This window comes from Pseudomonas sp. GM41(2012) (assembly GCF_000282315.2).
GTDB lineage: Bacteria > Pseudomonadota > Gammaproteobacteria > Pseudomonadales > Pseudomonadaceae > Aquipseudomonas.
This window is the reverse complement of sequence record NZ_AKJN02000006.1, coordinates 1,439,658-1,464,564: the sequence shown is the minus strand read 5'-3', so window position 1 is coordinate 1,464,564 and position 24,907 is coordinate 1,439,658. Positions and strand designations below refer to the sequence as shown.

Sequence of the window (24,907 nt, the reverse complement as noted above, 5' to 3'; positions counted from 1 at the left end):
CTTATAGATTCTAGCTCTAGCCAGCGCCGGCCGGAAATACTCATGCGATGACGTCATGTGCGGTGCTTGCAGAACGACAGGCAGACGAGGTGATGCATGACCAATGTATGTGGCTGGATTGCGCAGGCGGGGAGTTCTCCCGCTCGCGATGCTCTCAAAGGCACGCAAAAAGCCGATTGGCTGATTGTCGGTGCCGGTATCACCGGGCTGTGCGCCGCTCACACCCTTGCTGAAATGCACCCTCAGGCGCGGATCGTGATTGTCGACAGACAGCGGGCCGCGCAGGGCGCCTCGGCGCGCAATTCGGGCTTCGTGGTGGGACATGAACATCCGGCGAAGGATGAGCTGATCGGCAACCCGGGGTTTGCCGGTTTTGAAGTCGATACCTCGATTTCCCGTGCCGCCAGTGACGAAGTGCGCCAGCGCATCGCGCGTCTGGGCATCGAATGTGAATTCAGGGAATCGGGCTACTTTTTCGCCGTCAACGATCCCGGCAAGTTGACCGATGTCGCGGCCAAATTGGCAACGCTACGCGCTGTGGGCGCCTCTGCGCATTTCCTGGAAGGTGAACCGCTGAGCAAACAACTGGGCACCGCGCATTACCAGGCCGCGATCTGGTGCGGCAATGGCAACGCACTGCTGCAACCGGCGAAATACGTGAAGGGCCTGCTGGATACGCTGCCGGCCAACGTGACCCTGTTTGAGAACACCGACATCACCGGCCTGGAGCGTTTAGGCAAAGGGCGTATTCGCGCCAATGGCACCGATGGAAGCATCGAGGCCAGGCAAGTCCTGGTGTGCCTGAACGCGTTCATTCCGCGCTCCGGAATAGAGGACAGCGGGACGTTCCCGATGGAACTCAGCGCCAGCCTGACACGGCCGCTCAGCGACGCCGAGTTCAAGTCCATCGGCGCGGTTGAGCCTTGGGGCGTGCTGTCCACCCGGCCACTGGGCGCCACGGTGCGACTGACTCCGGACCGCCGCGTGATGATCCGCAATACGGCGGAATACCGTTCTCGGGATTTATCCGACAGTGAGCTGCTGCACCGTCGCAAACACCATGTGCTCGGCTTGCAACGACGCTTCCCGTTCTTGAGCGAGCAGGACATTCAATACACCTGGACCGGACACTTGAGCGCTTCGCGCACCGGGCAACCGTATTTCGCCAAGGTCGACGAAGGTGTGTTTGCGGTGGCCGGCTGCAATGGTTCGGGCGTCGCACGCGGCACCCTCTGGGGACGCTTGCTCGTTGAACTGGCATCGGGTGACAGCTCGCCCATCCTCGAATCTGTGATGCGCAGGGCCCAGCCGGGCTGGCTGCCGCCGCGCCCCTTGCTCGATATCGGTGCCATGCTTCGAATGCGTGTGGAGGCGGTCAGGGCCAAAACAGAAATCTAGAACATCCGGCGATCAAAAAATAAAAACTCATCAAACACACGGTGATTGAACATGCGCGTCAACAACATTTCCCTGATGGTCGTGCTGGCGACGTTGTCGGCAGCCACTTACGCTGACGAAGTCGTCAATATTTCAAACTGGAACGGTTACATCGCCGACGACACCTTGACCACGTTCACCAAGGAAACGGGGATCAAGGCGACGTACGACATTCACGACAGCAACGAAGTGCTCGAATCCAAACTGATGACCGGCAACACCGGCTATGACGTGGTGAGCCCTTCAAACCATTTTCTGTCCCGATTGATCAAAGCCGGGGCGGTGCAGAAACTCGATAAAAGCCAGCTGCCCAACTGGAAAAACCTTGATCCGGCGTTGATGAAAAAACTCGAAGTCAATGATCCGGGCAACCAGTACGGTTATCCGTACATGTGGGGCACGGCGGGTATCGGCTACAACGTCGAGAAGATCAAGGCGATCTTCGGCAACACCGATGTCACCCATTCCTGGAATCTGTTTTTTGATGAAAACAACATCAAGAAGCTGAGCCAGTGCGGCGTGGCGATTATCGATAACCCTACGCAGATCCTGCCGATCACCCTGAATTACCTGGGGCTGCCGCCGCATAGCCACGAGCCGGCGGATTACAAAAAAGCCGAGCAGGCGCTGCTCAAGATCAGGCCTTACGTCCAGTATTTCCACGCCTCCAAATACATCAGCGACCTGGCGAACGGCAATGTCTGCGCGGTGATCGGTTTCAATGGCGACATCGTGCAGGCGGCCGCCAGCGCCAAGGAAGCCAACAACGGCATCGACATCGCCTATTCGATCCCTGACGAAGGCTCGACGCTGTGGTTCGACATGGTGGTCATGCCCAAGAGCGCGCCGCACGAGAAGAATGGCTACGCCTACATGAACTACCTGCTGACACCGCAGGTCATTGCCAACATCAGCAACAGCATCCATTACGCCAACCCCAATCTGGCGGCGGATCAGTATGTTGTTCCGGCGGTGAAGCAGGACCTGGCGATTTACCCGCCGACAGGTGTGCTGGACAAGTTGTTTACCGTAGAGGAACTCCCCGCGGCCATCGCTCGGTTGACGACCCGCCTGTGGACCAAGTTGAAAACCAATACATAACAACATCGGCACGATCCTTGGGGTGCGTCACATCAGGCGCCCCTCAGGAGTGCAGGCCTAATGTCAGTCAGTTAACCCGCAATGCAATCTGTAGCAGCTGAAATTGCTTAGCTGATTGGCATTAGTCTTATTCCAAGAGATTCTTCGTAGCATGTCATCGCCCTAACCATGGCCTACGCTTATCCCGAGATGGATATTCATTGATCAGGGTTTGCTCCCTGATCGATGTTCAACGGGTGCCCATAAAAACAAAAAGTCTCGGGAGAAAACGCATGTTCGCTTTGTTTAGTCGATTCAGCCGCTACATGGCAGTGGGAATGACCGCTGCCGCACTCGCGACACCGGCCTTTGCGCTGGACACCGTCAAGTTCATGGCCCCGGGTTCTGTGGGTGGCGGCTATGACCAGACCGCCAGGGTTCTGGGCAAAGCCTTGATCGAGGCCAACACGGCCAAATCCACCACCTTCGAGAACAAGGGCGGAGCAGGGGGGACGTTGGGGCTGGCGCAGTTCGCCAACAGCACCAAGGGCGATCCGAATGCGCTGCTGGTTGTCGGCGCGATCATGGTCACTGCCATTGAACAGAACAAACCGCAAATCACCTTGAAGGACGTAACGCCGATTGCCCGGCTGTTTACCGAATACAACGTGATTGCCGTGCGCAAGGAGTCTGAATTCAAAACCCTGGAGGACTTGCTGAAAGTCTTCAAGGACAAGCCGACCAGTATCTCCTGGGGCGGTGGCTCCAAGGGGTCGATCGATCACATCGGCATAGCCGAGTTGGCCGCGAAAATGGGTGTCCCGGTCAACAAGGTGAATTACGTCGCCTTCGCGGGCGGGGGTGAGGTCGTTGCTCAGGCTTTGGGTGGGCAGATCAAGGTGATCACCGGCGGTTATGCCGAGCTGGGCCAATACATCAGAAACGGCCAGTTCCGAGTACTCGCCATCGGCTCGCCCGAACGTATCGAAGGCATCGATGCGCCGACCCTCAAAGAGAAAGGCTACGACGTGACCATCGGCAATTGGCGGGGCGTTTACGGTGCCGCGAACCTCACGCCCGAGCAGCGCAAAGAAGTGACCGACGCCGTCGTGGCCGCCACCAACAGCAAAGTCTGGAAAGACAATATCGAGACCAACAAATGGTCACCCAACGTCCTGACCGGCGATGAGTTCGGCAAATTCGTCGACGAAGAGCATGTACGGCTCCGGGCGATGCTGGTCGAGGTCGGACTGGTTTCGAAATGACTCAGCCTCGCGCAATCGTGCCGGTACAACTGGCGATCGGCATCGGAGTGATCGCCATCAGCGCCGTGTTGGCGGTGGGCGCATTCCGGTTTCCTCCCGAGATGGGGTTCGTCATCCTGGGGGCCCACGTCTATCCGTACGCCGTCGCGGTGTTCCTGGGCGTCGTCGGTCTGTTGCTGTGTTATCAGGCCGCTACCGGTGGTTTCCGCGAGTTGGCAGACCACAGCGACGAAGCTGCCCAAGTGCTGCCCGGCGGAAAATCCGGCGCAGCCTGGGTGACGGCGGGACTTGTGGGGGTGGCCGTGCTGATTAACCTCATCGGTTTTGTATTGGCCGCCGGGCTGCTGTTCGCCTGTTCGGCACGGGGTTTTGGCAGTCGTCGGCCGGTGAAGGACCTCGCCATCGGTATTGCTTTGACCCTGCCGATTTACTGGCTGTTCAACGCCGGGCTAGGGGTTTCCCTGCCGCCCCTTGTCAACGCCTGGATCTGACCCGGGCCGAAGGAGGTAAACAAGGTGGAAACTCTCGCGAACCTGGCCATTGGTTTTTCCGCTGCGCTGACACCGATTAATTTGATGTGGGGCTTTATCGGCTGTTTGCTCGGCACCGCCATTGGTGTCTTGCCGGGTATTGGGCCGGCGCTGACGGTGGCGCTGCTGCTGCCGATTACCGCCAAGGTCGACCCTACGGGCGCCTTGATCATGTTCGCCGGTATCTATTACGGCGCGCAGTTTGGCGGCTCGACCACTTCCATCCTGCTCAATACGCCCGGTGAATCGTCCTCCATGGTCACGGCCCTGGAAGGCAATCTCATGGCGCGCAACGGCCGGGCAGGACCGGCCCTGGCCACCGCCGCGATTGGCTCATTCGTTGCTGGCACCATCGCGACGGTGTTGCTGACATTGTTTGCCCCGATTGTTGCCACGTTGGCGCTCAAGTTTGGTCCTGCGGAGTATTTCGCGATTCTGGTGCTGTCCTTCACGACGGTGTCTGCGGTACTCGGCGCTTCGATGCTGCGCGGTTTTGCCTCGCTAGGCGTTGGGCTGACCATCGGCTTGATCGGCCTGGACTCGACCTCGGGCATTGCCCGCTACACCTTGGCGGTGCCGGAGTTGGTCGATGGCATCGAAGTCGTGCTCGTGGCGGTCGGTTTGTTTGCCGTGGGTGAGGCGTTGTACAGCCTGCTTTATCAGAAAGAAGAAGCGTCCGGTCGGCACCGTTTGACCTCGTTGTGGATGACGCGCTCTGACTGGAAACGCTCGGTGCCCGCGTGGCTACGGGGCACGTTGATCGGTTTTCCATTCGGGTCGATTCCGGCCGGGGGCGCGGAAATTCCGACGTTCCTGTCCTATTCGGCGGAACGCAAACTGAGCAAGTACCCGAAAGAGTTTGCGGGCAGCAAGGGCGAGGGGGCGATCGAGGGGGTTGCCGGTCCCGAGGCGGCCAACAACGCGAGTGCGACGGGTTCTTTGGTGCCACTGCTGACGCTCGGCATTCCGACGTCCGCCACGGCGGCGATTCTGTTGGCCGCGTTCCAGAACTACAACCTGCAGCCGGGGCCGATGCTCTTTCAGACGTCGGGAGAATTGGTCTGGACCCTGGTGGCCTCGCTGTATGTCGGCAACGTAATTCTGCTGGTGTTGAATCTTCCGTTGGTGGGCCTGTGGGTCAAGCTTCTGCAGATTCCCCGCCCGTATCTGAACGCCGGCATTTTGGTGTTTGCCACCATCGGCGTGTACGGCATGCGTCACTCTTCCTTCGATCTTATGCTGATGTTGGCAATTGGTTGGGGCGGGGTGCTGATGCGTCGTTTCGATTTTCCCGTCGCCCCCGTGATCGTCGGCATGCTGCTGGGGCCGATGGCTGAAAAGCAGCTGCGCAATGCGTTGTCCATCAGCGAGGGCGACTGGCTGGTGTTTGTGACGCAACCGATATCGGCCGCGTTCCTCGCGCTGACGCTGCTGGTGCTGGTGGTTCCGCATCTGCTTCATGCTCGCGGTATCAAGTTGCATGAGGACGATTGAGGGCAGTGGCCAGTGCAGCCTGCTGGGTAGGCTGGCCGCACGGGTAATGCTGTTTACTTAAGATCGGGGTACATATCCGTTTCTGCGGTCACGGCGGCTGGCGGTTTCGCTCTTACAGCGAGTCACTTGGAAAAGCCCCAAGTAACCAAGGACTCTTGCCCCTGGCGTACGGCCCTTCGCTTAGGCTCAGGGTTCCCTCGCTCCGGTCCTGCTCCGTGGGCCCGCCGCCATCGGCCATCCATGGCCGGGGGCGGCTACCGCGGCATCCTTGCCGCGGTGCCCACTGCGCAGAACCTGCGCTCGGCCTTCCGACGGGGCAAGAAGATCAAAAGCAAAAGCGAGGCGGCCTACGGGCCGGCCTATCCTTCGAGCCCGCTCCCGTAGTTCATCGACGGAGCCCCCCCCAATCCCGTGCCCGGCAAAATTCCAACTGTGGGAGCGAGCCTGCTCGCGAAGGCGGACTCGCATCCACCTTTGATGTCGACTGACACGACCCCTTCGCGAGCAAGCCCGCTCCCACATAAAGCAGATCGGTGTACAGCTTTTGCTTCTCACCACTCAACAGGCCGAGCGTTAGCTCGCCTGCAGCTTTTGATCTTGATGCACCGCCCCATCGAGAGGCCGAGCGCAGGTTCTGCGCAGTGGGCACCGCGGCAAGGATGCCGTGGTAGCCGCCCCCGGCCATGGATGGCCGATGGCGGCGGGCCCACGGAGCAGGACCGGAGCGAGGGAACCCTGAGCCTAAGCGAAGGGCCGTACGCCAGGGGCAAGAGCCCTTGGTTACTTGGGGCTTTTCCAAGTGACTCGCTGTAAGAGCGAAACCGCCAGCAGCCATCACCGCAGAAACGGATATGCCCCCCGACCTTAAGTGACAGCGTCAGGCCGCACGAGGTGTTTCGATCAAACCAGATTAATCGTGACGTCGATGTTGCCACGGGTAGCCTTCGAGTACGGGCACCGCTGGTGGGCACCATCCACCACCGCCCGCGCGACAACAGGGTCCAGACCCGGAAGGCTGACATTGAGGCGCGCCTGGAGGAAAAAGGCGTCTTCGGTCTTGCCCAGGTCCACTTCGGCATCGACGGCAACATCGCTCGGCAGAGTCACCTTCAACGCGACAGCCGCCTTACTCATTGCACCGATAAAACAGGCCGACCAACCTGCAGCCAGCAGCTGTTCGGGATTGGTGCCACTCCCTGACGAGCCAGGCGCGGAAAGCTTGATGTCCAAACGTCCATCGTCGCTTCGCGCCTCGCCGTTACGGCCTCCGGTCGTGTGGGTCTTGCCGGTGTAAAGCACGGTATCGATTTCATTGATCATGAGGTGGTTCCTGCTGGGGTGTTGGGCTCTTTAGCCTGGGTTCATCGAAGAACGCCAGGTGTGCGACGCCACCCACTTTTTCACCTTCATGTAATGCGTATGTGTCCTGATCCGGCGATTGTGTATCGCTGTGTAAGATCGCCCGCGAACATACAGAGTGATACAAATCACCTTGCTTCCTGACCCTTCACAGATGCGCCGTACCATCACTCTCGTTTGGGCAGCTTCCAGTCTGGCCGAATGAAATGGCAGGTGTAACCGTTGGGATAGTGTTCGAGGTAGTCCTGATGTTCTGGTTCTGCTTCCCAGAACGGGCCTGCGGGCACGATTTCAGTGACGACCTTGTCGGGCCACAAGCCAGATGCATCAGCGTCGGCCACCGTATCCTCGGCCACCTGCTTCTGCTCATCGTTGAGATAGAACAGTGCAGAGCGATAGCTCATACCCACATCGTTGCCCTGACGATTTTTCGTCGTCGGGTCGTGGATCTGAAAGAAAAACTCGAGGATCTGGCGATAGCTGATCTGGTCCGGATCGAACACGATCTCGATCGCTTCCGCGTGCGTGCCATGGTTGCGGTAAGTCGCGTTGGGTACATCGCCGCCCGAGTAGCCTACCCGCGTGGAGAGCACGCCGGGATAGCGTCTTAGCAGATCCTGCATGCCCCAGAAGCAACCGCCGGCCAGGATCGCAGTTTCAGTTCGCGTCGTCATATACGGTCCCTCCCATCAGTGAATTTAGCGTCCGGTATCAATGTACCTCATGTGCTTTCGCTTCTTGGCCGAAAGCGCTCACTCCGTCCGCGGCCACCGATCCTCGATTGCGTACCACGGCGCTTTCGATGCAACACACACATGTTTCTGTTTTTCACTCAGGAACGGCGTGTCCAGCGTGCCTATCGCCACGGACATCCAATCCGAAAACTCACTTTTGGAATCAGACCAGAACAGCGAAGAGCCGCAGTCGCCACAGAACTGTCGGGCGACACCTTCAGACGAGTTAAAGGTTTTCAGCGACTCGACACCCGCAATGATCTTGATCGCAGACCTGGGTGCGGTTGCATACGTCGCAAACGCTGCCCCGTGGCCCTTGCGGCATTGGCTGCAATGGCAATGGGTAACCGCTTTCAGCTCGGCAACCACCCGATATTTCACTGCGCCGCACAGGCAACTTCCTTGGTGAAGTGCATCCATGTTCATCGTTTCTCAAGTCTCGGTCGCGCCACTTTAGCGGTCCGGTGCGGGGTTTGGCGAGTTGGGTGAAACACCAGGCTCGCTGGCCTTTTCTACGGTTGGTCGCAGTTTGAATCGACAGACATTTCCGCCGCGCACCATGCACTCCGTGTGATCGACTTCACCACCGCCTAACGCTCCGATCAACGCCAGGTCCAGTTCGCAGACCACCGGGTGGGCCGCGGCCAGGCGGTGGAAGACGCAGTTGTGGGCGACGATTTCCTTGTCGTCGGACGAGCGAAAAAATACCTCTGCTTCGTATCCTGCCTGGTTCATGTGCTGCACGATCCTGGCTTCGTCAACCACCTGAGGTTCGCGGTCCTGGGCCAGTTTACGGCCCATGCTGCGCATCAGCGAAGCCAGGGCATCGGGGCCGATGATGTCGGCCACTTCCTCGATCAGCACACTGGCCAGCATCTGATATTGGCGAGGGAACTGCTCCCGCGCATGGTCGGTGAGCCGATACAGCTGCTCCGGACGGCGGCCCGTTGGCCGGGTTTCGCCGCGCAGCACCAAGGCGTCACGCTCCAGCGCCGCCAGATGCTGGCGAACCGCGGTGCGTGTCACCGAAAGATGGTCAGCCAACTCGTCAATGCTCATGCCGCCCGCATGGTGCAGCAGCGCATTGAGCAGGTCCTGCTGTGTACGGCCCAGTCCTTCCAGCATGGTTTGCCCTCGCGCGGTATCAGAACTTGTCCGGGAACTGCTTGACCAGTGCGGCCGTCAGCGCGTCAGCCAGCGACACGATGTGGGTGCGCATCATCTGCCAGGTGCGTGCTTCGCCTGCATAGTCATGTGCGGCGAGTTCATCGACCTGGGCGACGTGGTGGCCGCCGTGAGCCGACAACATGGCAACCAGCGTGTTTTCAGGCAGGTTGGGGTTGGCTTTGGCCAGAAACGCCGCAATCGCCTTGGCATTGCTGGTCAAATCCGTGACGGCTGTCTGCTTGCCCTTCGTGTCTTTGGCGACCGTGGCATCGCTGTAGTGTTTCACCGCGCCCCAGTGACCGGCAAGCAGCTTGAGCAGTTGATCGGCAGCGGGCTGGCCGTAGAGTGGAGCGATGCTGTTGGCGATTTTGGTCGCGTTGTCGACGACCTGGTCAGCGGCGACTTTGGCTTGCTGTTTGTCCGCTGTTTGGTTGGCGATCGCATAATTTCTGATCCAGAAAATATGCTCGACCCACAGGTCGCGCAAGGCCAGGCGTGTGGTCAGCGCGGCGCTGTCGGCGGAGGCTGGAGCGGCGGGGGGATTCTGACTCCAGGCCGGTTGAGCACAGAACGCCAACAGCATTAAAGCCAGGACTTTGATATTCATGACGGCACCCTCTGGTGGTGGGATTGTTCGACAATATCAATTTAAGCATACAAATATGTTTTTATCGGATTCAGACCAAACTCGCGGATCAACGGTAGATAAAGGGGGAGAGTAGGGGACACCGAAGCCTGGCTGACCGGCGTCCCCTTCGTTACACAAAAATCAGAACTTGAACGCTTGTCGACCGACCAGCAACCAGTGGCCTTTCTGTTTTTGCCAGATCTGGAAGTTCTCGATTTCGGTCGGAACCACTTCGGTGCCTTTGAGCGCTTGAGCCGAGAAGTGATGGCGGACTAACGCTACGTCACCCGAAATGGTGATGGTCTGGTTCTGCATCTCCAGGGTTTTGAACGCGCTTTTGCCGGTCTCGATATCGTCGATGAATGCTTTCTTGTCCTGGATCTTTCCGCTGGAGTGCCCGTAGGTCAGGTTCTCGGCGGTCAGCGCTTTCAGCTCGGCAATGTTCTTGTGCAGCATGGCCTGCGTCAGATGATCGACGGCTTGCGCAACATCCTTGTCCGCGGAAGTGGGGGCAGCGGCTACGTAGCCACTGAAGAGGCACAAGAATCCAATCAGCAATTTCACTTTTTTCATGGGTGTTTCCTTGTTGTTGTGGGTCGTCGGAGCGAGAGTGAAAAATATCACTTATCGGTCATCGTACAACCTAGCATGCAGCCGAGAAAAAAACGAACTTGCGTTGAGGGCTCATATTGCTGGGTAGTCAGCGCGACTCGCTATTACAATGCAACACGTAGTAACACATCACTTATAGGGATATTGGCCAGTGGATGACAACAGAAGGCCCATCAAGACGCGCTCTGCGGGCTGGGCAAGACACATCACCGACATTCTGGTGAAAAGAGACATTTCCCCCAATCAGATATCCGTCGCCAGCATCGCCTTCGCGCTTGCCGGCGTCGTGGCGCTCAATATTGATAGCGGTGTCATTGGATCGATCTGCTGCGCGATCGGCATTCAGTTGCGCCTGCTGTGCAACCTGTTCGATGGGATGGTGGCGATAGAGGGCGGCAAGAAGTCCGACATCGGCAGTCTCTACAACGAATTCCCCGACCGGATCGCCGACAGCCTGCTGATCGTCGGGCTCGGGTATGCCATTGGCCAATCCGACCTCGGATGGTTTGCTGCCCTGGCGGCGGCACTGACTGCGTATGTCAGGGTGTTCGGCGGCTCGATTGGCCTCAAGCAGACCTTCATCGGCCCTATGGCCAAGCAGCATCGAATGGCCGTGATGACCGCAGGACTGCTGCTGAATGCCATCGAAGCAAAGCTTTATGGCACTCACTACGTACTGTTGATCGCACTGGCTGTCATCGCCATTGGCTCTGTCGCCACCTGCGCTACGCGAACGCTGGCGATCGCCAAGCAGTTGAAGGGGGCCGACCATGTGGATCAGTAATGCGCTGATTTCTGTTCTTCGACTGTTGATTGGCGTCACGGCCAGATGGGAGAGCCCGCCGGATCTCACGCGTCAGCGAATCTATTTCGCCAACCACACCAGTCACATGGACACCTTGGCCATCATTGCGGCCCTGCCGCCTGAGGCCAGGTTGAATGTGAAGCCGATCGCCGCTGCCGATTACTGGGGGAAAAACCGATTTCTGTCGTACATCTCCCAGAAAGGCCTGAATGCCGTGCTGATCGACCGTAAACCGGCGCCCGGTAAAAACGCGCTGGAGCCCATTTTCGATGTGGTGCAGGCGGGTCATTCGATCATCTTCTTTCCGGAAGGCACGCGCTCATCCGAGGCACTGCCCGGAGAATTCAAATCAGGTCTTTACCGGCTGGCCGAGACCTTCCCCGATGTCGATCTGGTACCGATCTACCTGGAAAACCTTCATCGCTCCATGCCCAAAGGCAAACACGTCCCTCTGCCGATCATCTGCACGATCCGTATCGGCAATCCGATGGAAAGGATTGCTGGCGAGGATAAACAGGTGTTTCTGGAACGCGCGCGTAACGCCATTGTGGGGTTGTCGAAATGAGTCTTGAAGCAAAGTTTTTGTGGTTCTTTTTCGGATTGGCATGTTTGCTGGCGATTGCTTCGCTGGCCGGTCGATTGCTGGCCCGGCGGGCCAAAACGGAAGGCGCTGTCTCGACCATCGAAAACCTCAATCAGCGCGTGAATGCCTGGTGGGGGATGGTCATCATCTTCTTCGTTTCCTACCTGCTGGGCGGTAATGCAACGGTCGTCCTGTTCGGATTCATCTCACTGTTCGCGCTCAGGGAGTTCATCACCCTGACACCGACCAGGCGGGGTGACCATAACGCCCTGTTTTCGGCGTTTTTCATCCTGATCCCGCTGCAATACATCCTGATCGGTACGCACTGGTATTCGATGTTTACGCTGCTGATTCCGGTGTATTCATTCCTGCTGCTACCGGCGATTGCGGTGCTGAGCCAGGACACTGACGGCTTCCTGGAAAGGACGGCGAAGATCCAGTGGGGCGTGATGATCTGCATTTATTGCATCAGCCATGCGCCCGCGCTTTTGCTGTTGGATCTGGAAGGGTTCGCGGGCCAAAACGCGCTGCTGCTGTTCTATCTGGTGTTCGTCGTTCAGTTGAGTGATGTGCTGCAGTACGTGTTCGGCAAACTCTTCGGCAAGCACAAAGTTGCGCCGCTGGTGAGTCCGTCAAAAACGGTCGAAGGTCTGGTCGGTGGAGGCCTGTCTGCAACGCTGATTGGCGGCTGCATGTTCTGGATGACCCCCTTCAGCTTCTGGCAGTCACTGCTGATGTCGTTCGTCATCGTGGTGATGGGCTTCCTCGGTGGTCTGGTCATGTCGGCGATCAAACGCAGTTTGAGCGCCAAGGACTGGGGCACCATGATCAAAGGTCACGGCGGCATGCTCGACCGGATGGACTCGATTTGCTTCGCAGCACCGATCTTCTTTCACCTGACGCGCTACTTCTTCTCCGCTGCCTGATTCAGGCGCCCTCAAAACCGAAAAAACATACCGCATGTCGTAAAGACATGCGCGTATGGACTTTCGCTTCATTAACCACTCGCGCCGGTCGATAACCTCTTTAGCAAACCAATCCGCAGTTGGCTTCAACGCAACTGACAAACGTGCCGAGAGAGGAACCACAGAGTGTCCATAAAATTACGTTTGATTCTGCTGATTGGCACCGGGCTGATTACCGCGTTGATCATGAGCCTGGTCAGTTACCTGGGAAACACCCAGATGGCTGAGGCGGTGAATGACAACGAGGTCAGTATGGCCGTGCTGCGCAATCACCTCGAAGCCGACATGATGCACGATGCGTTACGCGCCGACGTGCTGTCGGCGATGCTGGTCGGGTTGGGTAAAAGCACCAGCAGCAAAGCCGAGGTGCGCAGTTCCATCGAGGAACATGCGGCGCATTTTCGTGAAATGCTCGGTGAAAACCTCAAGCTGCCGGTCAACGACATCCTTAAAGCGAGCCTGAACAAGATCAAGCCCAGCCTCGATACCTACATCAGCGCAGCCGAGCGCATCGTCGCGCTGGCGCTGGAAAATCCGGAAGCCGCGCAGCAACAACTGGGCAGTTTCAGTAGCGTATTCAGCCAGCTGGAAGAACAGATGGCCGCCCTCAGCGAACTGATCGAAACCAACACCCAACAGACCAGTGTCGGCACTCAGAAAGTCATCAGTAACGCCAACTTCACCCTCGGCGGCGTCCTGATCGCCAGCCTGTTATTGCTGCTGGCCCAGGGGCGCTCGGTGATGCTGAGTATCATGGGGCCGTTGCAAACCGCCAGCCGCATCGCCGACAGCATCGCCCACGGCAACCTGAGCGAACCGATTGTCGAGCCCACTCACAACGACGAAGCGAGCGCGCTGATTCGCAGCCTCGCGACCATGCAGCGCGACCTGCGCGGCATGATCGAAGCCGTGCGCAGCAACGCCCACGGCGTGAGCGGCATGAGTGAACAATTGAGCAGCGGCTGCCACGAAGTCGCCGGCAGCAGCCAGCAACAAAGCGTAGCGGCCAGTACCATGGCGGCTGCCGCCAGTGAAATGACCGCGAGCATCGAGGAAATCACCCGGCATGCCGAACGTGCGTTGAACATGGCCAATCAGGCCGAGGCGCTGGCCAAGGATGGCGGTCGCGTGATCCATCAGGTGGTCAACGACATGGACGGCATTGCGCGTTCGGCGCAGCAATCGGCCCAGGTGATCCGCACGCTGGACAAGGAGTCCGAAGGGATTTTCAGCATCATCCAGGTGATCAAGGGCATCGCCGACCAAACCAACCTGCTGGCGCTCAACGCCGCGATCGAAGCCGCTCGTGCCGGTGAGCAGGGCCGTGGATTTGCCGTGGTGGCCGATGAAGTGCGCAGCCTGGCGGGACGCACCAGCGCCTCCACCCAGGAAATTGCCACGATGGTCTCACGCATCCAGCAAAGCACCCGCGAGGCGGTGACCAGCATGGAGGCGGGCGTGGCGCAGGTCGACAAAGGCATGGCCGTGACCGCCGACGTCGAGCGCGCCATCCGCGAAATCCTCGACGCCACGTTGAACACCACGCAACTGGTCAATGACATCACCCGCACCATCGGTGAGCAGAGCCTGGCCAGCAATGAAATCGCCCATCAGGTCGAAATGATTGCCGGCATGTCCGAAGGCAACAGCAAAGTCATCGGCCGGACTGCCTCGACCACCGATGAGCTGTCCACCCTGGCAGGCAAGCTCTCGCAGTCGGTGGATCGGTTCAGGCTTTAAGGCTTGCGTACCGATCAATTGGTTTCGGTGATTGTGAAGGCCTCTTCGCGAGCAAGCCCGCTCCCACATTTGATCTCCAGTGAGTACAGATTTGTATTCGACAAAGATCAAGTGTGGGAGCGGGCTTGCTCGCGAAGGCGTCAGTCCTGACAACGTCGATTACAGGTACTTGTCCGTCACCGCGCCTTCCGAGGCGCTGGACACGGTCTTCGCGTACTTGGCCAACACACCGCGTTTGTACTTGGATTCCGGGCGCACCCATCGGGTCTTGCGCTCGGCCAGTTCGGCGTCGGAGACATCGACCGTAATCTGCCGAGTTTCAGCATCGATGGTGATCTTGTCGCCGTCTTCAATCAGCGCTATCGGCCCGCCATCAAAGGCTTCGGGCGTGATATGGCCCACCACAAACCCGTGTGAACCGCCGGAGAAGCGGCCGTCGGTGATCAACGCAACGTCCTTGCCCAGCCCCTTGCCCATGACCGCCGATGTCGGCGAGAGCATTTCGCGCATGCCGGGCCCGCCCTTGGGACCTTCGTAGCGAATCACGATCACATCGCCGGCTTTCACTTCGCCGTTGAGTATGCCGGCCAACGCACCTTCCTCACCGTGGTAGACCCGCGCCGTGCCTTCAAAGCGCAAACCTTCCTTGCCGGTGATCTTGGCCACGGCGCCGGTGGGCGAAAGGTTGCCGCGCAGCACCACCAAATGGGAGTCTTTTTTGATCGGTTGGTCGAAGGGCAGGATCACGTCCTGACCTTCGGGATAGTCGGGCACGTTTTCCAGGTTTTCGGCCAGGGTCTTGCCGGTGACCGTCAGCGCATCGCCATGCAGCATGCCGGCGGCGAGCATGCGCTTCATCAGCGGCTGGATGCCGCCGATGGCCACCAGTTCACTCATCATGTATTGGCCGCTGGGGCGCAGGTCGGCGACCACCGGGGACACCTTGCCCAACTCGACGAAATCATCCAGCGTCAGCTCGACATCCACGGCATGCGCCATGGCCAGAAGATGCAGCACGGCATTGGTCGAGCCGGCGAGGGCGATCACCACCCGAATCGCATTTTCAAAGGCCTTGCGGGTCATGATGTCGCGCGGTTTGATGTCTAGCTTGAGCAGCTCCATGACTTGCTGGCCGGCGCGGAAACTGTCCGACGCCTTGTCGCTGCCGACGGCGTCCTGAGAGCTGGAACCGGGCAGGCTCATGCCCAACGCCTCAATCGCGGAGGCCATGGTGTTGGCGGTGTACATGCCGCCGCAGGAGCCGGGGCCGGGAATCGCCACTTCCTCGATTTGCTTGACCTGAATCTCGCTGATATCCCCCCGCGCGTTCTGACCCACGGCCTCGAACACGGAGATGATATCGGTATGGCCAGCGCCCGGCCGGATGGTGCCGCCATAGACGAAGATGGACGGGCGATTCAGCCGCGCCATACCGATCAGGCAGCCCGGCATGTTCTTGTCACAACCGCCCACGGTTACCAGGCCGTCAAAGCCTTCGCAACCGGCCACGACTTCAATGGAATCAGCGATCACTTCCCGCGACACCAGCGAGTACTTCATGCCTTCGGTGCCGTTGGCGATGCCGTCGGAAATGGTGATGGTGTTGAAAATGACGCCCTTGGCACCGGCGGCATTCGCGCCTTTTTCGGCTTCTATCGCCAGTTTGTCGATGTGCATGTTGCACGGCGTCACCATCGCCCAGGTGGAGGCGATGCCGATCTGCGGTTTCTTGAAGTCTTCGTCGGTGAATCCCACGGCACGCAGCATGGATCGTCCCGGCGCGCGTTCCACGCCGTCGACCACTTGGGAGGAATATTTGCGCAGATCAACTTTGTCGCTCATGACAATCTCCTCACCGGCTCATCGAGAAAAAGCACGATGAGTATAGTGGCCGAGGCGGACCATCAAGTCGGGAACAGACGCGCGGGTTTGCCGTGTCGTGATATTCTTCGCCCTAACTTGCTTTGACCTATTCAGTTTGCGCGTCCTTGAGACGCGCCAACAGAATCACTGTCGCTCAAGTAGCTGAAGCCAATAACGATAAAAAGTCAGTTCAGTAGGGACATATAAACTGAGGTCGATGGAGACACGTCGGCCTTGTGTGCCCACCCTCCAATCCTTATGAGTGCGCAACCCACAGCATGCTGCCTGCATGCCGTGAACCAGGGGCCTCAAGCATGGGGATGGAAGGGCGGATGGCGTTTTATCAAAGGTGCTACAGATGTTTAAGAAAATGAACACGGCCCTGCTGGGGCTGGCTTTGTCGATGGGGATCACGTCCGTTCACGCGGAAGAGGCAAAGAAAGTCGATGTGCTGCTCATTGGCGGCGGCATCATGAGCGCGACCCTCGGTGTTTGGCTCAATGAGCTGGAACCTGGCACTTCGATGGAAATGATCGAGCGCCTCGACGGTGTCGCCCTGGAAAGCTCCAATGGCTGGAACAACGCCGGTACCGGTCACTCCGCCCTGGCCGAGTTGAACTACACCCCGGAAGACGATAAAGGCAACGTTCAGATCCCGAAAGCCGTTGAAATCAACGAAGCCTTCCAGATCTCCCGTCAGTTCTGGGCCTGGCAGGTTCAGCAAGGCGTGCTGAAGAATCCGCGTTCGTTCATCAACTCCACACCGCACATGAGCTTTGTGTGGGGCGATGACAACATCAAGTTCCTGAAGAAGCGCTACGAAGCCCTGCAAGCGAGCCCGCTGTTCGCCGGCATGCAGTACTCCGAAGACCCGGCTGTGATCAAGAAGTGGGTTCCGCTGATGATGGAAGGGCGTGACCCGAACCAGAAAGTCGCGGCCACCTGGTCTCCGATCGGTACCGACGTCAACTTCGGCGAGATCACCCGCCAGTTCGTTGCGCACCTGCAAACCACGCCGAAATTCGACTTGAAACTGTCTAGCGAAGTGCAAGACATCACCAAGAACGAAGACGGCAGCTGGCGCGTCAGCTACAAAAACCTGAAAGACGGCAGCAAAACCGAAACCGACGCCAAGTTCGTGTTCATCGGCGCGGGCGGCGGTGCACTGCACCTGCTGCAGAAGTCCGGCATTCCTGAAGCCAAGGAATACGCAGGCTTCCCGGTAGGCGGCTCGTTCCTGGTGACCGAGAACCCGACCATCGCCGAGCAACACCTGGCCAAGGCCTACGGCAAAGCCTCCGTTGGCGCACCGCCAATGTCGGTTCCGCACCTGGACACCCGCGTCCTGGACGGCAAGCGCGTCATCCTGTTTGGCCCATTCGCGACCTTCAGCACCAAGTTCCTGAAAGAAGGCTCGTACCTGGACCTGCTGACCACCACCACCACGCACAACGTGTGGCCAATGACCAAAGTCGGCATCAAGGAATACCCGCTGGTCGAGTACCTTGCAGGCCAACTGATGCTGTCTGACGAAGACCGCCTCAACGCCCTGAAAGAATACTTCCCGAACGCCAAAGCCGAAGACTGGCGCCTGTGGCAAGCCGGCCAACGCGTGCAAATCATCAAGCGTGATGAAGCCGCGGGTGGCGTGCTGAAGTTGGGTACCGAGATTGTTGCCTCGCAAGACGGCACCATCGCTGGCCTGCTGGGCGCATCCCCGGGTGCTTCGACTGCTGCACCGATCATGCTGACCGTGCTGCAGAAAGTGTTCAAGGACAAGGTTGCATCGCCTGCCTGGCAGGAAAAGCTGCACCAGATCGTGCCGAGCTATGGCACTCAGTTGAATGGCAGTCCTGAGAAAGTGGCTGAAGAGTGGGCTTACACCGCCAAGGTGTTGCAGCTGACTCCGCCGCCGGCGATTGGTCAGATGGCGGCTCCGGCTGCTGCTCCGGCTGCTCCGGCCAAGGCGCCGAAGGCTAATGCTGCGACTGATATGGCTCTGTAACTAGAGGCCTGATCAAAAGCCCACTGAACCGGTGACGGTCAGTGGGCTTTTTTGTATCTGGGATTCAGTTCTTGCAGGTTACACAACACTTAAGGTTGACGAGTTTTTGTGGCGAGGGGGCTTGCCCCCGTTGGGCTGCGAAGCAGACCTGAATAGGGCGGACTTACTCCTCGTCGTGCTTAAGCGTGCGGTGAACCCATCTTGCTGTTTAACGTCGTGAGCTCGCATCTCCAGAGATGGCCAAAGCAGCGCCTCATCCGTCACGACAAAATGGCTTAAGATCATCGAAGGCTGGAATGGAACATCTCGACTAATAGGACGCGACATTTATGGAAATCCCGTTTTCTCAAATCAGCGAGCGTTTGAACAATCGCCGATTTTCGGTAGCAAACAACGCCCACGGGCTATCCGATGCACGCACAGTGTTTCACTACCATGTCGAGGAAGGTGCTGTTTGGGGTACTTACCAGGGCGGCCATATTCGCATGGGTAATCAAGTCGGACGCGTGACAGGCCCCGATACCATTGAGCTTCTTTATCAGTGCTTGACCACGGATGGTGAGATTCTTTCCGGCTGGTCTCGTGGCACGGTAGGTGTTGATCACGCAGGACGTACCACGCTGACCTTCGTATGGGGTTGGTTGTCGGGCGCGACCGGAGGTGGGGAGTCGAGATACGTCGAGCTTGCCGAGTAGTGGTTAAGGATCTTTTTGATAATTCCGCGTGTCTTGTCGTAAATGATTAACTCCTCCGTTTATCACGATATAGCCGCTATAAACCGTGCAATAAGCTTTCCATGATCATTCCCGAAAATGTTGTCTCCACCGGCCCAATAAGAAACACAGGTCCCACGCCATCCCATTGAACCGTCACAGTTCCGCCATCACATTCAACCTCAACGGAATGGTCTAACAAGCCACGACGAATTCCGTTAACCGCGGCACCGCAGGAGCAGGAACCTGAACCGAGCGGAATGCCACCCCAGCGCTCCCAAATGCGCAACCGAATGTGTTTTCGGTTAATGATCTGGACGAAATGCACATTCGTCCTGAGGGGGAACAGGGGATTGGTTTCAATTGTCGGGCCGATGGTCGCTATATCAATGGCTGTTAGATCATCCACGAAATAGGTGCAGTGCGGATTTCCCATGCTGCAAGCTGTTGGGTCACCAGCAAGTGGCAAAACAGTTGTATCCAGTTCCAGAGACAGCGGAATATCCGACCAGCCGAAAAGCGGCTCCCCCATGTTGACGGAAATCGCGCCGGTGGAAGTTCGTTCGCAAGTGAGTAGACCACGGTTGGTTCGGAGCGCTATCGAAGTGGTATTTGATTCGCGCATCAGCATATCCGCGGCGCCCCGCGTTGCGCTGCCACAAGCATCCAGTGTGGAGCCATCTGCATTCCAAAACATCAAACGCGCATCTGCATCATCGCAATCGAGCACCACCGCGAGTTGATTGAATCCGACTCCCCGGTTCCGATCACCCATTCGCCGAGCCAGGGTACTGGTCATTGGATTGGCCGCGTTTCGCGAGTCGACAATGACGAAGTCATCGCCATTGGCGTGCATTTTATGAAAGCTCAGCGGCATAAATAGATCCTGGCGCAATTGACGTTTAAAGGCGATCTGGCCCCAATTCGGTGTTCTGATCCGTATTTTCCATCGCTATCTGCATCTGTAACGCACACAGCCGCCGGCTCACAATAACGGCACGCTCCGCAGTCGCGGAAACCGCTGCACCGCAAACTCATAATGTAGGAGGCCCAATGGGCAAGATGGCGATTTTCCTGGGTGGATTTCTGGTGTTGACCATTTTGATTGGTGCCCTGGCCACGATCTCTCCCACTTAGTCCTTTCTGCGATCAGACATCCTCCCGCCAGCGCCGCGCCTGAACCAACAACGCCTCCACAGTGGGAGGCGTTGCAGTTTCAGCGATACCGCTGGTGTTACTTGAGGTCGAAGCGATCCAGGTCCATCACTTTAGCCCAGGCGGCGACGAAGTCTTTAACGAACTTTTCCTGCGCATCGGCGGTTGCATAGACTTCAGCCAACGCTCGCAATTGCGCATTTGAGCCGAAGACGAGATCGACGCGGGTGCCGGTCCATTTCAATTCGCCGGTCTTGCGATCGCGCCCTTCAAACTCCTCGTTAGTCTCCGACACCGGTTTCCATTCCACGCCCATATCCAGCAGGTTCTTGAAGAAGTCGTTGGTCAACGCCTCCGGCTGCTGGGTGAATACACCGTGCCTGGTTTGTCCGACGTTGGTGTTCAGCACGCGCATGCCGCCAATGAGCGCGGTCATTTCTGGCGCGGTGAGTGTCAGCAGTTGCGCCTTGTCGATCAACAGCTGCTCGGCCGGGACGCGGTACCTGCCTTTGAGGTAGTTGCGGAAGCCATCGGCGATGGGTTCGAGGAAGCCGAAAGACTCCACGTCCGTCTGCTCTTGGGAAGCATCCATCCGTCCTGGTGAGAACGGCACCGTCACGGTTTGACCCGCATTTTTCGCTGCCTGTTCGACGCCGGCGTTACCGGCCAGCACGATCAGGTCTGCCAGCGAGATTTTCTTGCCGCTGTTGTTGAACTCGCTCTGGATACCCTCGAGTTTCGCCAGCACGTTCGCCAGTTGCTCAGGCTGGTTGGCCTGCCAGAACTTCTGCGGGGCCAGACGCAAGCGCCCACCGTTGGCGCCGCCGCGTTTGTCGGAACCACGGAAGGTCGAAGCCGCCGCCCAAGCCGTTGATACAAGCTGCGAGACGGTCAGGCCCGATGCCAGGAGTTTGCTCTTGAGCGCGGCGACGTCACTGTCGTTGACCAAGGCATGGTCGACCGCTGGAATCGGGTCTTGCCACAGCAGCTCTTCGCTCGGCATTTCCGGGCCGAGGTAGCGGGAGAGGGGACCCATGTCGCGGTGGATCAGCTTGAACCAGGCGCGGGCGAACGCGTCAGCCAACTGGTCTGGATTGGCCAGGAAACGTCGCGAAATCGGTTCATAGATCGGGTCGAATCGCAGCGACAGGTCGGTGGTCAACATGGTCGGGTTACGACGCTTGGACGGGTCGTGAGCATCCGGAATGATGCCGGCACCGGCGTTGTTTTTCGGTATCCACTGGTTCGCACCGGCCGGGCTTTTACTCAGTTCCCACTCGAAGCCGAACAGGTTCTCCAGGTAGTTGTTGCTCCATTTCGTGGGCGTGGTGGTCCAGGTGACTTCCAGGCCGCTGGTGATGGTGTCCGGGCCTTTACCGGTGCCGAAGCTGTTCTTCCAGCCAAAGCCCTGTTGTTCGAGGCCAGCGGCTTCGGGCTCGGCGCCGACATTGTCGGCAGGTCCGGCGCCGTGGGTCTTGCCGAAGGCGTGGCCGCCAGCGATCAGTGCCACGGTTTCTTCGTCATTCATTGCCATGCGTGCGAAGGTTTCACGGATGTCCTTCCCGGCCGCGACCGGGTCGGGGTTGCCTTCCGGGCCTTCCGGGTTGACGTAGATAAGGCCCATTTGCACGGCGGCGAGCGGGTTCTCCAGGAAGCGCCCCTGGTCGGTGCGGCTCTCCTCATTTTCCCCCGGCTCGGCAACGAGAGGGCCTTCGCCGGGCTCTTGCATGGGCTCGTTTTTTTTGCCATAGCGGGTGTCGCCGCCCAGCCACTTGTTTTCCGAGCCCCAGTAGACGTCTTCATCCGGTTCCCAAACGTCCGGACGACCACCGGAAAAGCCGAAGGTCTTGAAGCCCATGGACTCCAGCGCGACGTTGCCGGTGAGGACGATCAGATCCGCCCAGGAAATTTTACGACCGTACTTTTGCTTGACCGGCCAGAGCAGCCGGCGTGCCTTGTCGAGGCTGACGTTGTCCGGCCAACTGTTGAGCGGCGCGAAACGTTGCTGACCGGAACCGGCGCCACCACGACCGTCACCGGTGCGGTACGTACCGGCGGCGTGCCAGGCCATGCGAATGAAGAGTGGCCCGTAGTGACCGAAGTCCGCCGGCCACCAGTCCTGGGAATCGGTCATCAACGCAGTCAGGTCTCTTTTGACCGCTTCAAAGTCCAGGCTTTTGAAGGCTTCGGCGTAGTTGAAGTCCTTGTCCATGGGGTCGGACAGGGACGAGTGCTGATGGAGGATCTTCAGATTCAGTTGGTTCGGCCACCAGTCGCGGTTTGTCGTGCCACCGCCAGCGGCGCTAATGAACGGGCATTTCGATTCGTTTGCCATGTGTGAGCTACCTTTGGTCGTATTCATCCGGCTATCCGGCCCAGCGTGGGCGTTAAACAGCAACGGGCGAAACCAATGACACAGGCTGCAGGGCCAGCAGTTTGATCAACTGATTGTTTTGATCACACGGGAATTCTGAATAGCGGCAATCGAGTTGCCTGCACGGTGGCCTACGGCAGGTTTAGTCAGGTTTCTGACCCATTCCTATCTCCTTATCAGCTCTTGACCGGCCGGCTTATGGTGCCGGCGCTCGAATAAGGTTAGACCCCAGTTGGGAAGTCAGCTAATAGGGGGAGTATTGGGTCGTGATAGGCAGAGTCTTTTACGGGTTTCAGGGGTAGGCCCCGCGTCTATTTGAAGCATAGACGCGGGAACGCCGTTACTTGCGCACGTTCTGGTACAGCATCAACCTTGAGGTTTCGTGCATGGCGCGGGTCAGTTGCGACAGGCGTTTGAACTCTTCAGGGTTTTGCTCGGCGACGTTGTCCAGCGGCGTCGGTGAGGCCAGGTCATGGAGACTTGGCGAGCTGCCGTCGTGCTCCATCTGCACCATGTAGTGTTGAGTCACGCCAGCAATCAGCGGGAATGTTCCCTCACGCAGTACCAGCGGTACTACGCGCTCACCCTCGGGCGCGGGCTGCTGAATGTCTCGGCCCATGCCGCTGTTGCGAAACTCAAGGCCGGCCATGCCCGCCACGGTGGGCAGCAAGTCCACCAGGCCGACGGCTTCCTTGACCTTGCGCGTCCCGAGCAAGCCCGGCGCGTGGATGATCATCGGCACCGCGTTGCTTTCCAGACCCAGTTGCTCGTAGGCCGGGGCCAGGAACGGGATCTGCGCGATACGGGTGTTGTGGTCGCCAAACAGCACGAAAATGGTGTTGTCGTACCAGCCGCCTGCTTTGGCGATTTCCATCAAGCGTCCGATGTTGAAGTCCAGCAAACGCACGGCGTTGTACTGCTCGACACTGCGCGACCCTGCGGCCTGTACTTCGGCCAGGGTAGGGTGCTTGACCTCGAACCCATCATTGGTCTTGGGAATCGTGAAGGGGCGGTGATTCCCGGCCGTCTGCACATAGGCGAAGAACGGTTTGTCCTTGGGCAGTGCTTGCAGGATCTGATCGGTTTCCTTGAACAGATCCAGATCGGAAATCCCCCAGACATCCACCACCGGAGACTTCCAGTCCCGCTCTTCGAACAAGCGAACACCGTCGATGCTTTGCCGGATCAAGGCATTCATGTTGGCCCAGCCGGAGTTGCCGCCGATGGTGTAGATCTTCTCGTAACCGGTGAACGCATTGATCAGTGTGTTTTGTTTGGTGATCAACGGATTACGCGTCGCGGTTTCCTGACGGGTGACGTCGGGCACTCCGCTGATGCTGGCCCAGACGGTTTTTGCGGTCCCCGTCACCGGCACATAGAAGTGCTCGAAGAACCAGCTCTGCGTGGCCAGGCGATCGATATTCGGCGTCGGATTGATCGGGTTGCCGTAGGCCCCGACGGCGCTGGTGCCCAGCGATTCGAGCATGACGAACATCACGTTCGGCGGCCGCGAGCCCGGTACTTTGTAGGGTTGTGGCCCCTGGTGACGGACGAAATCAAGGGTTTGCGGGTCGGGCTTGTCCACGCCCAGGTAGTTGGTCATCACCGCGTAGTGTTCGCGCACCTGCGCTTCGTCATAGCGCGACTGGCCGACTTTGACCGTGTCGTAGAGGAACAACACCGGGTTCAGGCCCAACGCAGCGATCTGGTTATTGCCCGAGAAGAACGCATCGCTCCAGCGCAACGGAACCGGGTTTTCAAGGTTCATGTTTTCGACACGACCTAAAATGCCCAGCAGCACCACTACGACCATCAACGCACCACCCAACGTCGCGGAGAGCCGGCGAATGGCTTTGCGAGGGCGGTCCAGCGTCACGCGTTCCAGACGCACCAAGGCCAGTGTCACCAAGGCGACCGTTGCCAGCCAACCCAGTGAAATCCAGATCACCGGATAGGTCTGCCAGACCATGTCACGGGATATTTGCGCATCCTCGATGAAGCGCAGCACGGTGGCGTTGATCCTCACGCCCAGGTAGGCGTAATGACCAAAATCGATGATGTAAATCAGCAGCAGGACGCTCAGTGCCGCGACCAGATACACGCGGGCGATCCGGCGAAGCAGACGGCTGCCGATCAGGTTCCAGCGAGGAATCCAGGCCAGCAACGCCAACGGCAACATCGCCAGGATGGCCAGGCGCAAATCGAAACGAAAGCCGATCCCCAGGGTTTCCATGACGGCATGTTGGTCGAACAGCGCTCTGGCGTCGAAACCCGAATAGCCGAAAAAGAACAGGACCCGAAGCGCAGCAAACAGCGCAAACGTAATCGCTGTCGCGCCCAGCCAGTAATGTAAACGTCTCGAGTGCAGCCAACCCATCCCTGTTCCCCTGTCAATAAA

21 protein-coding genes and 1 pseudogene are annotated in these 24,907 nt (G+C 58.6%); 12 read left to right on the top strand and 10 right to left on the bottom strand.

Translation table 11 applies throughout. The features are described 5' to 3' along the window. Positions 1 to 96 precede the first annotated feature (96 nt). The 5 genes from PMI27_RS19305 (at position 97) to PMI27_RS19325 (ending at position 5,806) form a co-directional block, all read left to right on the top strand. Entirely contained in the window at positions 97 to 1,398 is a 1,302-nt protein-coding gene (locus PMI27_RS19305; protein WP_008156724.1) for an NAD(P)/FAD-dependent oxidoreductase, read from the top strand. A 51-nt stretch (positions 1,399 to 1,449) separates the two neighbouring features. Continuing rightward, positions 1,450 to 2,538, top strand: coding sequence for a polyamine ABC transporter substrate-binding protein (locus tag PMI27_RS19310; protein WP_008156725.1), 1,089 nt, complete (start codon positions 1,450 to 1,452; stop codon positions 2,536 to 2,538). Between the two features lie 272 nt (positions 2,539 to 2,810). Then, the gene (locus tag PMI27_RS19315) at positions 2,811 to 3,782 is read left to right on the top strand and encodes a tripartite tricarboxylate transporter substrate binding protein (protein WP_008156726.1); all 972 of its coding nucleotides are present in this window, start codon (positions 2,811 to 2,813) and stop codon (positions 3,780 to 3,782) included. Next, positions 3,779 to 4,273, top strand: coding sequence for a tripartite tricarboxylate transporter TctB family protein (locus PMI27_RS19320; RefSeq protein ID WP_008156727.1), 495 nt, complete (start codon positions 3,779 to 3,781; stop codon positions 4,271 to 4,273). The genes PMI27_RS19315 and PMI27_RS19320 overlap by 4 nt, the downstream gene beginning before the upstream one ends. Before the next feature lie 24 nt (positions 4,274 to 4,297). After that, positions 4,298 to 5,806 (top strand): tripartite tricarboxylate transporter permease, encoded by a 1,509-nt coding sequence (locus tag PMI27_RS19325; protein WP_008156728.1) that lies wholly within the window; start codon positions 4,298 to 4,300, stop codon positions 5,804 to 5,806. A 900-nt stretch (positions 5,807 to 6,706) separates the two neighbouring features. Here PMI27_RS19325 and PMI27_RS19330 read toward each other — a convergent pair. From PMI27_RS19330 to PMI27_RS19355, 6 genes are all read right to left on the bottom strand, one after another. Beyond that, on the bottom strand, positions 6,707 to 7,126 hold the full coding sequence (locus tag PMI27_RS19330; RefSeq protein ID WP_008156455.1) for an organic hydroperoxide resistance protein: 420 nt from the start codon (positions 7,124 to 7,126) through the stop codon (positions 6,707 to 6,709). A 206-nt stretch (positions 7,127 to 7,332) separates the two neighbouring features. Next, positions 7,333 to 7,839 (bottom strand): peptide-methionine (S)-S-oxide reductase MsrA, encoded by a 507-nt coding sequence (gene msrA / locus PMI27_RS19335; protein ID WP_008156454.1) that lies wholly within the window; start codon positions 7,837 to 7,839, stop codon positions 7,333 to 7,335. Positions 7,840 to 7,917: 78 nt separating this feature from the next. Continuing rightward, positions 7,918 to 8,319, bottom strand: a complete 402-nt coding sequence (locus tag PMI27_RS19340; RefSeq protein ID WP_033053332.1) for a GFA family protein — start codon at positions 8,317 to 8,319, stop codon at positions 7,918 to 7,920. A 33-nt stretch (positions 8,320 to 8,352) separates the two neighbouring features. Then, positions 8,353 to 9,024 carry a helix-turn-helix transcriptional regulator gene (locus PMI27_RS19345; RefSeq protein ID WP_008156450.1) on the bottom strand — a complete coding sequence of 224 codons (672 nt, stop codon included), beginning with the start codon at positions 9,022 to 9,024 and terminating at the stop codon, positions 8,353 to 8,355. A 19-nt stretch (positions 9,025 to 9,043) separates the two neighbouring features. Then, complete coding sequence (locus PMI27_RS19350) at positions 9,044 to 9,673, bottom strand: hypothetical protein (RefSeq protein ID WP_008156448.1); 630 nt, start codon at positions 9,671 to 9,673, stop codon at positions 9,044 to 9,046. Between the two features lie 162 nt (positions 9,674 to 9,835). Further along, complete coding sequence (locus tag PMI27_RS19355; protein WP_008156446.1) at positions 9,836 to 10,267, bottom strand: nuclear transport factor 2 family protein; 432 nt, start codon at positions 10,265 to 10,267, stop codon at positions 9,836 to 9,838. A 190-nt stretch (positions 10,268 to 10,457) separates the two neighbouring features. Between PMI27_RS19355 and PMI27_RS19360 the strand changes: the two genes are divergently transcribed. The 5 genes and pseudogenes from PMI27_RS19360 to PMI27_RS32420 all read left to right on the top strand — a co-directional run bounded on the left by PMI27_RS19360 (position 10,458) and on the right by PMI27_RS32420 (position 14,399). Beyond that, positions 10,458 to 11,090 carry a CDP-alcohol phosphatidyltransferase family protein gene (locus tag PMI27_RS19360; RefSeq protein WP_008156444.1) on the top strand — a complete coding sequence of 211 codons (633 nt, stop codon included), beginning with the start codon at positions 10,458 to 10,460 and terminating at the stop codon, positions 11,088 to 11,090. Next, complete coding sequence (locus tag PMI27_RS19365) at positions 11,077 to 11,676, top strand: lysophospholipid acyltransferase family protein (RefSeq protein ID WP_008156442.1); 600 nt, start codon at positions 11,077 to 11,079, stop codon at positions 11,674 to 11,676. The genes PMI27_RS19360 and PMI27_RS19365 overlap by 14 nt, the downstream gene beginning before the upstream one ends. Beyond that, positions 11,673 to 12,620, top strand: a complete 948-nt coding sequence (locus PMI27_RS19370) for a phosphatidate cytidylyltransferase (RefSeq protein WP_008156440.1) — start codon at positions 11,673 to 11,675, stop codon at positions 12,618 to 12,620. The genes PMI27_RS19365 and PMI27_RS19370 overlap by 4 nt, the downstream gene beginning before the upstream one ends. A 165-nt stretch (positions 12,621 to 12,785) precedes the next feature. Further along, positions 12,786 to 13,541: pseudogene (locus tag PMI27_RS32425) on the top strand (MCP four helix bundle domain-containing protein); the annotation flags it as partial. Beyond that, positions 13,536 to 14,399, top strand: coding sequence for a methyl-accepting chemotaxis protein (locus PMI27_RS32420; protein WP_371922120.1), 864 nt, complete (start codon positions 13,536 to 13,538; stop codon positions 14,397 to 14,399). The pseudogene PMI27_RS32425 and the gene PMI27_RS32420, both read left to right, overlap by 6 nt. A 159-nt stretch (positions 14,400 to 14,558) precedes the next feature. Here PMI27_RS32420 and ilvD read toward each other — a convergent pair whose 3' ends face one another. Further along, positions 14,559 to 16,241, bottom strand: a complete 1,683-nt coding sequence (gene ilvD / locus PMI27_RS19380; RefSeq protein ID WP_008156436.1) for a dihydroxy-acid dehydratase — start codon at positions 16,239 to 16,241, stop codon at positions 14,559 to 14,561. Between the two features lie 379 nt (positions 16,242 to 16,620). Between ilvD and mqo the strand changes: the two genes are divergently transcribed. Both mqo and PMI27_RS19390 read left to right on the top strand, forming a co-directional pair. Next, on the top strand, positions 16,621 to 18,267 hold the full coding sequence (gene mqo / locus PMI27_RS19385) for a malate dehydrogenase (quinone) (protein WP_008156434.1): 1,647 nt from the start codon (positions 16,621 to 16,623) through the stop codon (positions 18,265 to 18,267). 329 nt (positions 18,268 to 18,596) lie between these two features. Next, on the top strand, positions 18,597 to 18,962 hold the full coding sequence (locus tag PMI27_RS19390) for a hypothetical protein (protein ID WP_008156432.1): 366 nt from the start codon (positions 18,597 to 18,599) through the stop codon (positions 18,960 to 18,962). Positions 18,963 to 19,038: 76 nt separating this feature from the next. On the opposite strand, the gene dapF is transcribed toward PMI27_RS19390, so the two are convergent. The 3 genes from dapF to PMI27_RS19405 all read right to left on the bottom strand — a co-directional run bounded on the left by dapF (position 19,039) and on the right by PMI27_RS19405 (position 24,886). After that, positions 19,039 to 19,857: a diaminopimelate epimerase gene (gene dapF, locus PMI27_RS19395; RefSeq protein ID WP_008156431.1), complete on the bottom strand. Its 819-nt coding sequence runs from the start codon at positions 19,855 to 19,857 to the stop codon at positions 19,039 to 19,041. Positions 19,858 to 20,214: 357 nt separating this feature from the next. After that, on the bottom strand, positions 20,215 to 22,470 hold the full coding sequence (gene katG, locus PMI27_RS19400; protein WP_008156429.1) for a catalase/peroxidase HPI: 2,256 nt from the start codon (positions 22,468 to 22,470) through the stop codon (positions 20,215 to 20,217). 379 nt (positions 22,471 to 22,849) lie between these two features. Continuing rightward, a complete protein-coding gene (locus PMI27_RS19405) occupies positions 22,850 to 24,886 on the bottom strand; it encodes an LTA synthase family protein (RefSeq protein ID WP_008156428.1) in 2,037 nt (678 codons plus the stop codon). Between the last annotated feature and the right edge of the window lie 21 nt (positions 24,887 to 24,907).